The sequence below is a fragment of the Thermococcus peptonophilus genome (assembly GCF_001592435.1).
Classification (GTDB): domain Archaea; phylum Methanobacteriota_B; class Thermococci; order Thermococcales; family Thermococcaceae; genus Thermococcus; species Thermococcus peptonophilus.
The window spans coordinates 1,629,088-1,642,461 of record NZ_CP014750.1 but is presented as its reverse complement, the minus strand read 5'-3'; the positions used below and the strand labels follow the sequence as shown (position 1 = coordinate 1,642,461).

General features: G+C 52.5%; 17 protein-coding genes. 2 read left to right on the top strand and 15 right to left on the bottom strand.

All coding sequences use genetic code 11. The annotated features are described in order from the left end of the window. Positions 1 to 23 precede the first annotated feature (23 nt). The 15 genes from A0127_RS08875 to A0127_RS08805 form a co-directional block, all read right to left on the bottom strand. Positions 24 to 626 (bottom strand): DUF996 domain-containing protein, encoded by a 603-nt coding sequence (locus A0127_RS08875; RefSeq protein ID WP_062390454.1) that lies wholly within the window; start codon positions 624 to 626, stop codon positions 24 to 26. 90 nt (positions 627 to 716) lie between these two features. Beyond that, the gene (nuoI, locus tag A0127_RS08870; protein WP_197463579.1) at positions 717 to 1,376 is read right to left on the bottom strand and encodes an NADH-quinone oxidoreductase subunit NuoI; all 660 of its coding nucleotides are present in this window, start codon (positions 1,374 to 1,376) and stop codon (positions 717 to 719) included. Then, positions 1,376 to 2,560 carry an NADH-quinone oxidoreductase subunit D gene (locus tag A0127_RS08865; RefSeq protein ID WP_062390450.1) on the bottom strand — a complete coding sequence of 395 codons (1,185 nt, stop codon included), beginning with the start codon at positions 2,558 to 2,560 and terminating at the stop codon, positions 1,376 to 1,378. The genes nuoI and A0127_RS08865 overlap by 1 nt, the downstream gene beginning before the upstream one ends. A 10-nt stretch (positions 2,561 to 2,570) precedes the next feature. Continuing rightward, positions 2,571 to 3,158 carry an NADH-quinone oxidoreductase subunit C gene (locus tag A0127_RS08860; RefSeq protein WP_082781417.1) on the bottom strand — a complete coding sequence of 196 codons (588 nt, stop codon included), beginning with the start codon at positions 3,156 to 3,158 and terminating at the stop codon, positions 2,571 to 2,573. After that, positions 3,149 to 3,739 carry a NuoB/complex I 20 kDa subunit family protein gene (locus tag A0127_RS08855; protein WP_197463608.1) on the bottom strand — a complete coding sequence of 197 codons (591 nt, stop codon included), beginning with the start codon at positions 3,737 to 3,739 and terminating at the stop codon, positions 3,149 to 3,151. The genes A0127_RS08860 and A0127_RS08855 overlap by 10 nt, the downstream gene beginning before the upstream one ends. A gap of 10 nt (positions 3,740 to 3,749) precedes the next feature. Next, the gene (locus tag A0127_RS08850) at positions 3,750 to 4,649 is read right to left on the bottom strand and encodes a respiratory chain complex I subunit 1 family protein (protein WP_062390448.1); all 900 of its coding nucleotides are present in this window, start codon (positions 4,647 to 4,649) and stop codon (positions 3,750 to 3,752) included. After that, positions 4,650 to 6,500, bottom strand: a complete 1,851-nt coding sequence (locus A0127_RS08845; RefSeq protein WP_062390446.1) for a proton-conducting transporter transmembrane domain-containing protein — start codon at positions 6,498 to 6,500, stop codon at positions 4,650 to 4,652. It abuts the gene before it with no gap. Beyond that, entirely contained in the window at positions 6,497 to 7,984 is a 1,488-nt protein-coding gene (locus tag A0127_RS08840; protein WP_062390444.1) for a proton-conducting transporter transmembrane domain-containing protein, read from the bottom strand. The genes A0127_RS08845 and A0127_RS08840 overlap by 4 nt, the downstream gene beginning before the upstream one ends. Then, the gene (locus A0127_RS08835) at positions 7,981 to 8,325 is read right to left on the bottom strand and encodes an NADH-quinone oxidoreductase subunit K (RefSeq protein WP_054841563.1); all 345 of its coding nucleotides are present in this window, start codon (positions 8,323 to 8,325) and stop codon (positions 7,981 to 7,983) included. Before A0127_RS08835 ends, A0127_RS08840 begins: the two co-directional genes overlap by 4 nt. Then, positions 8,322 to 9,029 carry a Na(+)/H(+) antiporter subunit B gene (locus A0127_RS08830; RefSeq protein ID WP_062390911.1) on the bottom strand — a complete coding sequence of 236 codons (708 nt, stop codon included), beginning with the start codon at positions 9,027 to 9,029 and terminating at the stop codon, positions 8,322 to 8,324. Before A0127_RS08830 ends, A0127_RS08835 begins: the two co-directional genes overlap by 4 nt. Positions 9,030 to 9,031: 2 nt before the next feature. Then, on the bottom strand, positions 9,032 to 9,316 hold the full coding sequence (locus A0127_RS08825) for a DUF4040 domain-containing protein (protein WP_054841564.1): 285 nt from the start codon (positions 9,314 to 9,316) through the stop codon (positions 9,032 to 9,034). Further along, entirely contained in the window at positions 9,313 to 9,705 is a 393-nt protein-coding gene (gene mnhG, locus A0127_RS08820) for a monovalent cation/H(+) antiporter subunit G (protein WP_062390442.1), read from the bottom strand. Before mnhG ends, A0127_RS08825 begins: the two co-directional genes overlap by 4 nt. Beyond that, positions 9,702 to 9,956, bottom strand: a complete 255-nt coding sequence (locus tag A0127_RS08815; RefSeq protein ID WP_062390440.1) for a monovalent cation/H+ antiporter complex subunit F — start codon at positions 9,954 to 9,956, stop codon at positions 9,702 to 9,704. Before A0127_RS08815 ends, mnhG begins: the two co-directional genes overlap by 4 nt. Further along, on the bottom strand, positions 9,953 to 10,486 hold the full coding sequence (locus A0127_RS08810; protein ID WP_062390438.1) for a Na+/H+ antiporter subunit E: 534 nt from the start codon (positions 10,484 to 10,486) through the stop codon (positions 9,953 to 9,955). The genes A0127_RS08815 and A0127_RS08810 overlap by 4 nt, the downstream gene beginning before the upstream one ends. Positions 10,487 to 10,722: 236 nt before the next feature. Continuing rightward, a complete protein-coding gene (locus A0127_RS08805) occupies positions 10,723 to 11,223 on the bottom strand; it encodes an ACT domain-containing protein (protein WP_062390436.1) in 501 nt (166 codons plus the stop codon). Positions 11,224 to 11,382: 159 nt separating this feature from the next. Between A0127_RS08805 and A0127_RS08800 the strand changes: the two genes are divergently transcribed. Together A0127_RS08800 and A0127_RS08795 are read left to right on the top strand one after the other, a co-directional pair. Continuing rightward, positions 11,383 to 12,642, top strand: a complete 1,260-nt coding sequence (locus A0127_RS08800; RefSeq protein WP_062390909.1) for a radical SAM protein — start codon at positions 11,383 to 11,385, stop codon at positions 12,640 to 12,642. Positions 12,643 to 12,786: 144 nt separating this feature from the next. Next, positions 12,787 to 13,353: a hypothetical protein gene (locus A0127_RS08795; RefSeq protein ID WP_156471189.1), complete on the top strand. Its 567-nt coding sequence runs from the start codon at positions 12,787 to 12,789 to the stop codon at positions 13,351 to 13,353. Positions 13,354 to 13,374 lie beyond the last annotated feature (21 nt).

Genomic DNA, 13,374 nt, shown 5'->3' with positions numbered 1-13,374 from the left:
AAAAGCCGGAAAAGAAGGAAAGCTCAATAAACGACCACCCCGGTATCGTACTCTGGCTTCTGATCCTTTGGTTCTATCTCATCCGGAAGCCTTGAGAAGGCAATTATCTGGAATACTTCTGCTATCAAGAGCAGAAGGACGCCGACGAGGATTATCAGGGTTATCGCACCCCACTTGAGGAACGTGGCGACCTGGTTGAACTCCTCAACGCCGGTTATCTCGTAGGTCGCGCGCCAGGCCTGGATCTGATAGTACACTGAGAGAATAATTAGGCCTATTAATACAGCAAACCCCAGACCGATGCTCGCGAATCCTCCGATTATTCCTGCCTCATCTGTTGCAAACGCCGAAATGATTCCGGCGACAAGCAAAATAGCGAAAACTATCAGACCACCAATCACTACTATTACCGAGTACAGGTAGTACTTGAAAGGTCTCTCGTCGTTCAGCTTGGTGCTGATGCCGTGGAGTGCCATAAGCACAAAAATGAAACCGATAAGAGACACCAAGTTTGAGAACACAACGACCGAGCCGGTTCTTATTGCTCCATCACTCAGACCGCCCAGCAGGGTCAGGATTGAGCCGACAAGGCCGAGTGTCTTTTCGGTTCTCAAATCAACGGGCATGAGACCACCGGTGTTAATACGAGACGAAACTTAAAAATACTATCGCCAGAAGTTGTGAGAATTGAAGGTGGGGAGATAAAAAGAAACACCTCACTTCTTCTCTTCGGCCTTAGGTTCCTTCTTCTTCTCAGCGGGCTTTGTCTCATTCTTTTCCGCAGGTTTGGCCGCAGGCTTTGCAGGCGGCTTAGGTGGCCTGAGTCCGTAGCCGAGTATCTTGAACTGGATTGTCGAGCCGTCACGGAGATAGTAGGTGACCTCCCTCGTCTCCTTGTTGAACTGTATCCTCTCGACAGGGAAGCGGTAGTCGTTGAACTTCTCGTTCAGCTCCTTCATCTTCTTCGGGTCGATGGGGACCCAGTCGTAGAGCTCCAGATCCTCTTCAAGGCCGCCGGTGGTCAGGTAGTAGTTCTCGCTGAAGCCGAGCGCTCCAGTCGGACAGACGTCGACACAGAACTGGCAGAATGTACACCTGCCGTAGTCCACCTTCGGGTGCGGTCTCTTCTCTCCCTCGATCCAAGTCATCTCTATTGCCCTGGCCGGGCATATCTGGCCGCAGAAGTTACAGCCAACGCACTTCTTCCAGTCGAGAGTGTGGAAGCCCCTGTACTTTGGAGCGGGTTCGATCTTCTCATAGGGTATCTTTATCGTGACCGGCTTCTTGAATAGGTACTTGATGCCCATCCAGGGCTTGATGAAGGACTTCTTGATCTTGACCTTTTCCTCACCAACGACTCTCGCGGGCATTTCCATCACCTGTCTATATCCGGCGGGCAGTTGTCAAGGGTCTTCAATATGACCGGGACATCAGCGAGGCGCGCTCCCTTCAATAGTTCTTCAAGCACTGTTACACCGTGGCTCTGACTTGGGCCGCGAACGTGGACGCGGTAAGGCTTGTGGGTTCCGTCGCTGACCACAAAAGCCCCAAAGTCACCCTTAGTTGATTCAACGTGGGCGTAGGCTTCTCCCGCTGGAGGCTTGAACCTCGGGAGGGCCTTAAGGCGAGCATCCTGAACCATGTACGGCCCGCTCGGCGGCCCCATGTCGAGGAGCTGTTCGAGTATATAGAGGTCCTGCTCCATCTCGTACCTCCTGACGAGAACCCTCGCGAGGCTGTCTCCCTCCTTGAGTACCGGAACCTCAAAGTCAAGCTGATCGTAAAGGTAGTACGGGTCGTCCTTTCTGACGTCGTAGGGAACGCCGACTGCCCTGAGGTTCGGCCCGGTTACGGCGTGCTTGAGGGCGAACTTTTTATCCATGACACCTACTCCCTCAGTCCTCTCAAACATGATGTAGTTGTCGAAGAGTATCTCGTCGAAGTCCTTGAGCTTGCCCTTAAGGTACTCGACGGTGTCCCTGAGCTGACGGAGCCACCTGTCTCCTGGTATGTCCCTTCTCACGCCACCTGGCACGGTGTAGATGTGGTAGACCCTGCCCCCTGTAAGCTCCTCGAAGAGGCGCATGAACCTCTCACGGTAGGCAGCGGCCCACTGGCCGGCGGTATAGAGGCCTATCTCGTTTCCAAAGCCCATTATCCAGAACATCCACGCGGCCATCCTCGCCATCTCGAGGACGACGTTCCTTATCCAGATTGCTCTATCAGGGACTTCCCAGCCGACTATTTCATCAACGGCCATCGAGTAGATGTTCTCAGGAACGTCGCTCTCCGGAACACAGATACGGAGAAGCAGGGCAATGTTGGTGAAGTATGGCCTCTGCTCGGCGAGCTTCTCGAAACCCCTGTGGAGGAATCCGGGATTGACAATCGCTTTTTCGACCCTGTTGCCATCCATCTTGAGGATTATGCTGAAGTTCTCGGTTGCCATGTGCTGTGGACCGAAGAACAGCTCATAGGTGTCCTTGTCTATTGGGTGAAGGTACATGTCGTGGGCCTTCGCCTCTTCCCTCAACTCCTTTGGAACTTCAAGGTTAGCCATGATAATCACCTCATATCACGTAGTTGGTCTTGCTCTCATCATACCTGTCGAAGTCCTCACCGTAGATTGCCTTAACATAGGAGAGCATGTTAAAGTCCTTCCTGAGCGGGTGCTTCTCGTACTCCCTCGGCTCGAGGATGAAGGGACCAAGTCTCGGGTTACCCTCGAAGATTATTCCAAAGAACTCATGCGCTTCCCTCTCGTAGGTCTCCGCTACAGGCCAGATGTCCATGACCGTCGGGAGCTTTGCACCATCCCTCGGGATCCTCGTCTTCACGAAGGCGTGGACGCTCTCGCTCACGCTCCAGAGCTGATAGGTTACCTCAAACTGACCCTCTTTGAGCCAGTCAACGACGCTTATCTGCATGAGCATCTCAAAGGTTTCACTTGCGAGCTCAAGGAACTCGTGTATTCTATCAGCCGGAACGGTGAACTTAACGCGCCTCTCGCGGATCACCTCTCCCTGAGCGTATGGAGCTTTCTCAAGGAGCGCCTTTACGAGCTTTCCTTCCTTGGTGTTGGGCAGGGTTGGTTTTTCCTCCATGGTTGCCTCCTCCTGGACTTTCTCCTCAACTTTTGGCTTCTCGTTCATATCCATGCCAACCACCTCCTCGCGTCCTTCTCACGCCACCCTTCGCCGAACAGCTCATCCTGGTTCTTCCTGTACCATTCGTAGTTCTCCCTATAGCGCTTCCAGCCGTCTGCGGTTCCATCTTCTATCTTCTTCATGATAGTGGTTATTCCGTCCATGACCGCTTCCGGCCTTGGCATACAGCCGGCTATGGCGACGTCAACTGGTATGTACTTGTCGAGCTGTTTAACCACGTTGTAGGAGTCCCAGTAGACTCCGCCGTTTATTGGGCAGGAGCCGTGGGCGAGGACGTACTTCGGGTCGGGCATCATCTCGTATGTTATGATTATCCTCTTGAGGGTCTTTGGTGTGACGTAGCCCGTGATTAGGAATAGGTCTGCCATCCTTGGTGAGGGATTCGGCATTATTCCAAAGCGCTCAAAGTCGTACCTGGCAGTAGCTAACGGCGGCATCTCTATACCACCGCACCCGGTACAGAAGGCCACTATCCAGAGGCTCTTCTTTCTCGCCCACCTGAAGAGGGGCTCAAAGACCTGAAACTCCTTCAGTTCGTAGTGTATAACATCACCGTTCTGCATCTCACCCATTACCATCACCTCACATTGTCAGGAGGACTGCTATTATTCCAATTATAGTAGGCCACTTCCAGAAGAACTTGGCGGCTTGGTCAATTGTGAACCTCGGGTAGATGCTGGCCACGAAGATGGCTATGAAGAGCACCACTATCTGCTTTATGAGGAGCTCGAGGAGGTTGCTCGCCCCACCGAGGAAGAGCACGGCAAAGAATGCTGTCTCAGCAAAGAGCTGAACCGCGTGCTGGGTGAAGAGCAGGGCCGCATGCTTTCCTCCGTACTCGACCATCGGACCCATGGAGATTTCCGCTGGCGCCGTTATGATGTCAAAGGGCTCGAGACCGAGGAACGCCTGGAAGACTATGTCGAAGACTATCAGAGCAAGGAGCAGTGCTGGAACCGTTATACTCCACCCGTGAGCCTGTTGGAGGGCAACTATCTCGTTCAGCTTGAAAGTCCCCCAGTGCTGGATGAGGGCTATCAGGGCCAGACCGTAGGGAAGCTGCATGGCCACCATGGTGAGGAGCCCACGCTGGACACCGACCGCTGAATAGGGGTTACCTGAACTCATGGCACCGAGCATTATTCCGAGCATTGGAACCTCAAGGAGGTAGGCAACGACGATGAGGTCAGCGTTGGTGCTGAAGAGCTGGAAGTTCGCTATCGGTATGAAGAGGAGTGCCGCTATAGTTGCCCCAAGTGCAAACACAGGACCGAAGTCGTAGATGAAGCCGTGGCTGACGCTCTCCTTCTTGCCGAGCAGTTTGAGCGTATCTATGATCGGTTGCCAGAGGGGTGGACCTACCCTTCTCTGTATCCTCGCCATCGCCTTTCTCTCGATACCCATGAAGATGAAGCCCATGAAGGTCGCGTAGATGAGTATCCCAATCGTCTCGAGTATGAGTTTCCAGTTCACCTCAATCATTCACAGCACCCCCCAAAGTGCAAGGATTAGGAGTATTACTGCCAGGTACCAGGAGTAGGCCTGCACATTTCCGTTGTAGAAGCCCTCTCTAAGAGCATCGGCAAAGTCCTCGCTGAGCTGGGCAATCCTCTCGTAGAACCTGTCAAAGCTGTACCTGAGCCAGAACGCTAAGGCTTCTTTGAGCGGGAGGTAGAAGTTCCTCCTTATGCTGAGGTTGAACTCCTCCGTTACTGGGTTACCAGACTGGTAGGTGTTCGTAACAGGTATCTTTCTGGCCTTAGCCCCGTAGATGTAGATGAGGCCCGCTATGGCCAGGCCAACCACGAGCAGGAGAGCAACGGTCAGGGCGTTGTAGGTTCCTGTCTGAGTAACGAGCTTGTAGTAGTTGCCGCCCACAATCTGTCCTCCAAGGGCCTTGTTGAGGTAGTTCGTGACAAGTCCCGGAGCTATTCCGAAGACGATGTTCGGGATTGCCAGTATTGCCATCGCTATGAGGAGCGGTAGAGGGGCTTCCTTCACATCTTCAAGGTCGCTCGGCCTCTGGCCGAACCACACCGCGTAGAGGAACCTGACGACGTAGGCAAAAGCCAGCGCACTTCCGAGGAATATAGCTCCAGCCACGAGGGGCATGTGGGCGCTGATAGCGGCCTCGTATATCAGCCACTTGCTGGCGAAACCAGCCATAGGTGGTATTCCTGCGAGACTGAGGACTGCTATGAGCCCCATAGCGAAGGTAAAGGGCATCTTCTCAGCTAATCCGCCGAAGTCCTTGAACTCAGTCTTGCCGGTCTGGAGGATTATAGCGGCTGTGACGAGCCAGAAGAGGCCCTTGAAGACCGCGTGGCTGAGGACATGGAAGAGACCTCCAGCGAAGCCAAGGCCCGTGCCAAGTCCGAAGGCAAGGAGGATGTACCCGACCTGACCAACGGATGAGTATGCAAAGAGCTTCCTTATGTCCTCCTGAAGAACCGCGAGGAAGCTGGCGACGACGACCGTTATAGCTCCTATCCACGCTATTATGTACGCGAAGGTGAGGTGGCCATGGAAGGTTCCAAGGGCGTAGTAGAGCTTGGCACCCATCAGGATGTAGAGGAGCAGGAACCCATAGACTCCGGCCTTGCTGAGGGCACCGCTGAAGAAAGCTGTGTAGCTCTGGTCAGTCTCGCTGTACGCTCCTGGTGCCCAGACGTGGAGCGGCCAGGCACCGGCCTTAACGCCGAACGCGGTGAGGAACAGGACAAATATTAGAGCGGTCTCGCCCTTGCTGATTGAGCCGAGCATCGCGTCCATGTAGAGGGCCTGTCTTATCGAGTCAAAGTCGAGTGCCCCAGTCTTGGCGTAGATGAGCGCTATTGCCAGGAGCATAGCATAGGCTCCGATGACGCTCAGGACGAAATACTTGAGTGACTCGTGCCTGTTCCTCTTGAGCACCATCATGAAGCTGGCGAAGGTCATCAGCTCCCAGAGCAGGAAGAAGCTTATGAAGTCCCAGCTGAGGAAGACACCGAGGACGCCCGTGTAGCTTATGAGAGCGAAGAGCCAGTCGTAGCCGTTCTTGCTCGTTGAGACCATTCCGAATGCCATTGCCAGGCCGACTAGGGAGGCTATAACCGCGAAGTACCAGTTCAGCATGCCCATTTTGAATGTCAGGTTAAAGCCGCTTACTGTCAGCTTGTAGGTTAGTGGGTTGTTCGGGTTACTGACGATGGGTGAGTAGAGCTTGGCGAGGAGGGCGAGCGGAGTGGCCGCGCCGATGACTCCGATAAGCTCACGGGCTCCCTTCACGTTTATCAGCCAGGCAAGTACTCCAGCAAGGAGAGGAGTAAAGAGGATAATCGGTATCTCGTTCATGCTCCCACCCCCATGAGAGGAACGTTCTTGATGTAGTTGGCCACGTTGAAGACGTCCTGTCCCGCCTTCTGGACTATGGTCCAGATGTCGTTCGGGTAAACACCTATGGCTATTATCAGCGCTGCGAGGAAGAGTGCTATGACCCCAATGACAAAGTTCTCCCTGACCCTCTCGCCGCCTTCAACGAACCACATCGTATGGATCAACCTGAGGTAATAAACGGCCTCAACGACACTGGCGCCGAGGATGAGGGCAACGCTCCAAGAGTAGCCCGCCTCGACACCGGCAAGGAGTATCCTGACCTTGCTCCAGAAGATGTTGAAGAGCGGTATTCCGACTGCAGCCAAAGAGCCTATTGTGAGCGTCAGAGCGGTAAGTGGCATTCTCTTACCAAGTCCCCGGAAATTCTCGATGGCAGTCCCTCCGAGGGCAACTCCGACGTATCCGACTGTGAGGAAGAGAAGGGCCTTAACGATGGCGTGGTTGACCATGTGAAAGACTCCCGCGTCAACACCGGCCTGTGTGCCAAGGGCGAGGGCAAAGGCTATCATTCCCACCTGACTGATAGATGAGTAGGCTATCATCCTCTTGACGTCCTTCTGCCTCAGTGCCGAGAACTCGGCAACTACTACGGTCAAAGTGGCCATTATTATAACAAGCTTGAGGACACCGCTCCATCCGTTTGCGTTCTGGAGTATGTAGAGGAGCCTGGCTATTGCGTAGAGACCTGCCTTGACGACGAGGGCAGAGAACATGACGGTTATCGGGTGCGGTGCGGCCTGATAGGCATCCGGCGCCCAGGCGTTGAGCGGGAACAGTTCAGCCTCAACAGCCAAGCCGAAGATTATCAGCGCGAGGCCGACCTGGGCAACCGTTGGATCAATAGCTCCAGCGAGCTGGGCGAGGTGGGCCATGTTAAGCGTTCCGGTCGCTCCGTAGATGAGGGCAACGCCGATGAGGAAGAAGCTCGAACCTATTCCGCCGAGGACGATGTACTTCATTGATGCCTCGGCCGCCTCGCCGGTCTTGTTGTAGGCGGTGAGGGCGTAGGCGGTTATTGATGTTATCTCCATGAAGACGAAGAGATTGAAGATATCCCCGGTGACTATCATTCCGGTTGCACCGAGCATCAGCAGGAGGAAGAGCATTGCGTACTTGTCAACTGGCTCAACGGTGACGGCTTTGAAGCTGAAGAACGCCATGAAAAAGCTGATTACTGCTATTATAAGCACGAAGAGCGCCGCAAAATGGCCGATGTAGAGGTTGATGCCGACTGGCGGTTTCCAGCCGCCGGCCATAACGATTATCGGCTTTCCTGTGGAGTAGACTTCGTTTGCCACCCATCCGGCTATTGCAGTCTGGAGTGCAGTTATGAGCACTAGGTAGGCCATCACGACCTTTCTTCCAAGTCCCTTTATCAGCGGAACGAAGAAGGCGCTGATAAGCGGTAAAGCGATGAGGAGTGAAGCGTACTGCCCGTTCATCCTCTCAACCTCCTTATTTCCTCAACGTTAAGGGTTCCGTATTTCTCATAGATCAGGATGGCTGCGCTGAGGGCCATAGCCGTTGTAGCAACACCAATAACTATTGCAGTGAGGACGAGGGCCTGCGGGATTGGGTCAACAGCCTGGTTCCACTTCACGCCCTCGCTCAGGATGGGCGCGCTCTTTCCTGAAACATAGCCAATGCTTATCAGGAGAAGGTTGACGCCGGTCTCCATGATGCTCAGGCTGATGAGTATCTTCATGAGGTTCTTCTTGACCAGGACGCCGTAGAGGCCCACGAGAACCAGTGCTATCGCGCCGAAGTAGTAGACTGAGATCATTCTCTCACCTCCTCCTTAAGCATGTTGTCAACGATGCCGCTGAGCTCCGTTCCGACTTTGATGCCGATTATCGTGTAGATTACCGGTATGAAGCCGCCGCTGAAGAGCCGTCCGATGTTGTCACTGCCCCAGTGCCAGGTCTGCCATATCCAGTCAAAGAGGAAGTAGCCGCCGATTGCAAGGCCGATGAGGCCGACGAGGACGTAGCTCATTCCGGCGATGCCTTCGACTTTTTCAAAGGCTTTGTGGGGTATCTCGTAGATTGTGAACGCCATGTAGAGCAGCAGGAAAGCTGTAGCCATCGTCGCTCCGCCTGGGAAACCTCCACCCGGTGTGAGGTGTCCGTGAATGAAGATGTAGGCACCGAACATGACTATGAACGGGAAGAGAAGTTCCACGCCCGTTGTGAGGACTACTGAACCTTCAGTCCTAGCAGTCCTCCCCCTCTTCTTCCTCCAGAGGAGAGCTCCTACGCCCGTTGAGGCTATGAAGAGAACGGTTACCTCACCGAGGGTATCGAAACCACGGTAGTTGACGACTATTGCAGTTACCGCGTTTACAGCACCGGTCTGTTCTTTAACGTGCTGAAGGTAGTAGTGACCAACAAGCATCTTGTCCTCGCCGAAGGGAACTCCAGCAAGGCCCTGGGCCAGCCAGTAGCCTATTATCAGGATTGAGATTATCGCGAGCGACCTCTTCAGTATGCTCACCATCTCACCCACCACCCTGGCTTCTCCTCTTCCTCGGTCTCAAAGCGCTGGGTCCTCTTAACTGCGAAGATAACTATCGCACCGCTCAGTGCGGCACCTATGGCCGCTTCGGTCATTGCAACGTCCGGAGCCTGGAGCATGAAGAACAGAATTGACGCAAACAGGCTCACCGCGGCCATGCCAACTGCAGCAGCGAGCAGGTCTCTCCACTCCACTGCCAGTATCGCCGATATGACCATGAGGGCAACTACTATGTACTCGATACAGGCTACGCAGTTCATTCCTCACCACCCTCCTGTGGGGCTTCGGTTTCAACTTTTTCCTTGGCCTCTATGTGCTCGCGGTACTTGTCGACAACGCTTCCGTGCCAGAGGGGTATTCCACTCTTGTAGGCAGCCCTTATGAGGGCGTGTGCACTTATCGGGTTGGTCAGGAGAAGGAACACCGCGATAACTGTAGCCTTCACGAGCCACGCCCATGAGAGGCCGTTTCCAACGGCCCAGATGCCGACGCCTATTATGACGCCGAGGGACCCGAGCGTGGCGCTCTTCGTTGACGTCTGCATCCTGTTGTAAACATCCGGCATCCTGATGAGACCGAGCGTCGAGAGGAAGTAGAAGAACGTTCCTATGAGCACGAGAACTTCACCAAGGGCCGCGAGCGCGTTCATAGCCCTCCCTCCATGTAGCGTGCGAAGGCTATAACGCCGCCGAAGGCGAGCATGGCGTACACCAGGGCGACGTCAAGGAAGATGATGCGCTTGTAGTAGAGTGCAAAGAGCACCATCAGTCCCGTTGTTATCGTGGTCATTATGTCCACTGCCACCAGCCTGTCTGGAGTCGTTGGGCCGACCATGAAGCGGTACATGCTGAGCAGGGTTGCTATAGCTATGAGTGCCAGGTAAACACCTACCCCTATCATCCGAAGATCACCTTCAGGAATTTTTCAAAGGGTCTTGTGATGTTCTCGGAGGCCTTCTCAACGTGAACCTCCTCGCTTTCAGCATGGAGAACCTCGTCCGGAACCCATATCCAGTGGATGAAGTAGTCGTCTCCATCTACGTCGAGGGTTATCGTTCCAGGCGTGAGGGTTATCGAGTTTGCCAGGGAGAGCTTTCCTGGGTTTGTCTTGAGGATGGTCTTGCAGTGAACTATTCCCGGCCTTATCGGCCTCTTGGGGTGGAGAACCCTGTAGGCAACGTCGAGGTTGGCCATGATCATCGCCCAGAGGAAGTAGGGCGCGTAGGCTATCGCGTAGGCGACCCTCTTTGGGTGGAGGTTCGCCAGTCCCCTCGTGGTGAATATTGGGTAGGTCATCGCCGCCACTATTGCCGAGAGAACGAAGCCGAAGATCAGCTCCTGTTCGTCTAGACTTGCAGTTAGTGCCAGCCATATCAAAAACAGGATTATCAGGGTATAGAGGTACCTGCTAACTTTACTCGCTTCCTCCATTCATCAACCCTCCAGAGAGCCTCAGCAGTTCTGGACTGCTAACCGAGGGTTTCTAACGATACCTTATAAACGTTATCTGCAAAGAACAAAGGTTTAGAACTTTTGGTTAAAATGGGAGTATCTAATTTGTCCAGCAGTCCAAAAAAGCGGGCATCAAAGTTCCTTCTCGTTGAAAAGCTCCCAAAAATCTTCTAAAAATCTTAGAATGAGAATAGTAAAAGAAGCAGAAACTTCGACTAATAGATGGATATTCTCTTGACACCTTCGAGCTTGGAGAGCTCGTTGATTAAGTCCCCAGGTACGGGTCTCTCGGTGATTATCGTGAGAGTCGCCTCGGGGTAAAGTTCAGGGTCTTCGGCGACTACCTGTATGATGTTTATGTCGTGCTCCGCTATCTTCTGAGCTATCTTCGCGAGTATTCCTACTGCCCTGGGTTCGGGTTCTATCTCGATGACGCCATAACCGACGTGCCTGCCGACATACTTCATGTGAACTGTCGGCTCAAGGTTCGTGTATATGTCTCTCAGCTCCGGTATCTTGAGTATCATTCCAACCGTCTCTTTAACTACTCTCCTGTCAACATCGAGGGCCTTGGCTATCTTGGTATACGGGACTTCAATGTCCCCAGCTTTTATCTTCATGTCGTCAGAGACCCTGAGACCGTACTTCAGAAGGGTTTTTGCTATAAGTTTCCTCACAGGATATTCATCAAAGTAGTGTTCGATCCGTCCCCACATATCTAATCACCCACTTAAGTTCATCATTAGACTTTTTGCATCATTAATATTAAAATGTTTCCATGCCCGCATAATGACAATCCAAAGGGTTTAAAAATTTTGAGGATGGATAAAACCTCCATCGTCGGATTTTTAAAAGCTGGAAAGAAACCCACGGACATGATTGAAGTCTCACTGCCTCACGTGACCTTTGAAGATGTTGGCGAGAGCATAAGGCTGGTGTGGAGGGAGACACTTTACGCGGACTTTGACAAAAAAGAGCTCGTTAAGGTTATCAAGCGTAAGTATCGCATAACTCCCGAACTTGTTGTGAAAGAGGGGAGGCTTTTCATAGACACCGATTACCCCGGAATTGAGAAGTACATTGCGATCTACATCCAGAACAACCTCGGGGCGCTCCTCAGGAACAGGTACACGAAGAGGAAGGTTCTCTACATCCACGAGGGGCTCGATGTTCCTCTCCTCGGCTACAATGCATTCGGGCTTATTGATAGGGGGACTAACCTAATCCAAGTCAGGGGAGTGAGCGGCTGCAACCTAAGCTGCGTTTTCTGTTCCGTTGATGAGGGGCCGTATTCGAGGACGAGGAAGCTCGACTATGTCGTTGACATTGACTACCTTATGAAGTGGTTCGACGAAGTTGCTCGAATAAAAGGAAAAGGTCTCGAGGCCCACCTCGACGGTCAGGGTGAACCTCTCATCTATCCCTTCCGGGTAGAGCTCGTCCAGGCCCTCCGCGAGCATCCAAACGTTTCGGTAATCTCCATGCAGAGCAATGGAACACTCCTGAACGACAAGCTCGTTGAAGAGCTGGCAGAGGCGGGACTTGATAGGGTAAACCTCTCAATTCACTCCCTCGACCCTGACAAGGCAAAGATGCTTATGGGGATGAAAAGCTACGACCTCCAGCACGTCCTAGACATGACAGAGGCTCTTGTAAACGCTGGGATAGACGTTCTCATTGCGCCGGTCATAATTTTTGGTGTGAATGACGACGAGGCTGAAGACTTCATAGAGTTCGCCAAGAAGATCGGTGCCGGAAAGCGCTGGCCAGCGTTGGGTTTTCAGAACTACATTCCTTACAAGTTCGGCCGAAACCCTGTCATAGCCAGGGTCAAGCCCTTCAAAGAGTTCTACGCCTGGCTGAGGGAACTTGAAAAAAAGACTGGGATGAAACCTCTCGTCTTAAAGCCCGAGCACTTTGGAATGGAGAAAAGAGAGTTTATCCCACTCGCCTTCAGGCCTGGGGAGATCATTAAAGCTGAGGTGGTTCTTCCGGGCAGGATAGAGGGAGAGATGATAGCAAAAGCTAGAAACAGGCTCATCGAAGTCATTAATACTCGAGCGGAAGTCGGGGACAGGATAAGGGTTAGAATAGTGAGGACGAGGCACGGGATATACATCGGAACTCCAGTGTAGTTCAGGATATTCCAAAATTCCGAACAAAATTTGTAACATTGTGAACAATCCAAACTAACTGGACAAACGTTTGTAAAATTTTTAACAAAATACCTATCTAACAGGATAATCTTTAAATACAATGAAAGGTTTAATTACAATTAGGTGAGGGGAATGAAAAAGGCCATAATTTCGATAGTTATGTTAATTTTGCTCATAATGGTGTACACTAATGTAATGTCTGCACTTGGCTCTATCTCCAACGTGCTCAATGGAATCACCAACCCCCTCCAAGATCAGGACAAGCTCGTCAAGACTATCAATGGTGGGAGAAGCAACATATCCCAGCTGAACCCCGCTGGCAACCAGACCGACGTGGAGAATCTAGAGCGCACCCAACTTCTGGAATCTGGGGTGTACACTGTAGACCAGATAAATGAAACAGTCATTAAGGAAGTCCTAGACCCAACCGACTGGTACGTGGGAAACACCGCCCTCAGCTCCGACTACGCGTACAGCGTATACAACGACACGCTGAAAGTAGTCGAAAACTCGACCGAGACCTCAAAGTCAATAATAGAAAAGTTTCTTGGGATATTCAAAATCGGCACAGACAACAACGAAACTCAAAACGGACTGGGACAGCTACTGGAGGATGCCCTAGAAAAGGTTCAGAACATCACCAAATCAACCGAGAACTATCTCGACTCTATATTTGGAGATGACCAGTAAGCTTCTTTTTAACTCTTGCTA

What these genes read in the sequence shown, in the direction of transcription:
- A0127_RS08860 (WP_082781417.1), bottom strand. Translation starts at nt 3,158, where the DNA reads ATGGATATGAACGAGAAGCCAAAAGTTGAGGAGAAAGTCCAGGAGGAG.
- mnhG (WP_062390442.1), bottom strand. Translation starts at nt 9,705, where the DNA reads ATGAACGCGCTCGCGGCCCTTGGTGAAGTTCTCGTGCTCATAGGAACG.
- A0127_RS08815 (WP_062390440.1), bottom strand. Translation starts at nt 9,956, where the DNA reads ATGATAGGGGTAGGTGTTTACCTGGCACTCATAGCTATAGCAACCCTG.
- A0127_RS08855 (WP_197463608.1), bottom strand. Translation starts at nt 3,739, where the DNA reads ATGGGTGAGATGCAGAACGGTGATGTTATACACTACGAACTGAAGGAG.
- A0127_RS08805 (WP_062390436.1), bottom strand. Translation starts at nt 11,223, where the DNA reads ATGTGGGGACGGATCGAACACTACTTTGATGAATATCCTGTGAGGAAA.
- A0127_RS08840 (WP_062390444.1), bottom strand. Translation starts at nt 7,984, where the DNA reads ATGAACGGGCAGTACGCTTCACTCCTCATCGCTTTACCGCTTATCAGC.
- A0127_RS08865 (WP_062390450.1), bottom strand. Translation starts at nt 2,560, where the DNA reads ATGGCTAACCTTGAAGTTCCAAAGGAGTTGAGGGAAGAGGCGAAGGCC.
- A0127_RS08850 (WP_062390448.1), bottom strand. Translation starts at nt 4,649, where the DNA reads ATGATTGAGGTGAACTGGAAACTCATACTCGAGACGATTGGGATACTC.
- A0127_RS08800 (WP_062390909.1), top strand. Translation starts at nt 11,383, where the DNA reads ATGATTGAAGTCTCACTGCCTCACGTGACCTTTGAAGATGTTGGCGAG.
- A0127_RS08835 (WP_054841563.1), bottom strand. Translation starts at nt 8,325, where the DNA reads ATGATCTCAGTCTACTACTTCGGCGCGATAGCACTGGTTCTCGTGGGC.
- A0127_RS08845 (WP_062390446.1), bottom strand. Translation starts at nt 6,500, where the DNA reads ATGAACGAGATACCGATTATCCTCTTTACTCCTCTCCTTGCTGGAGTA.
- nuoI (WP_197463579.1), bottom strand. Translation starts at nt 1,376, where the DNA reads ATGGAAATGCCCGCGAGAGTCGTTGGTGAGGAAAAGGTCAAGATCAAG.
- A0127_RS08825 (WP_054841564.1), bottom strand. Translation starts at nt 9,316, where the DNA reads ATGAACTGCGTAGCCTGTATCGAGTACATAGTAGTTGCCCTCATGGTC.
- A0127_RS08875 (WP_062390454.1), bottom strand. Translation starts at nt 626, where the DNA reads ATGCCCGTTGATTTGAGAACCGAAAAGACACTCGGCCTTGTCGGCTCA.
- A0127_RS08810 (WP_062390438.1), bottom strand. Translation starts at nt 10,486, where the DNA reads ATGGAGGAAGCGAGTAAAGTTAGCAGGTACCTCTATACCCTGATAATC.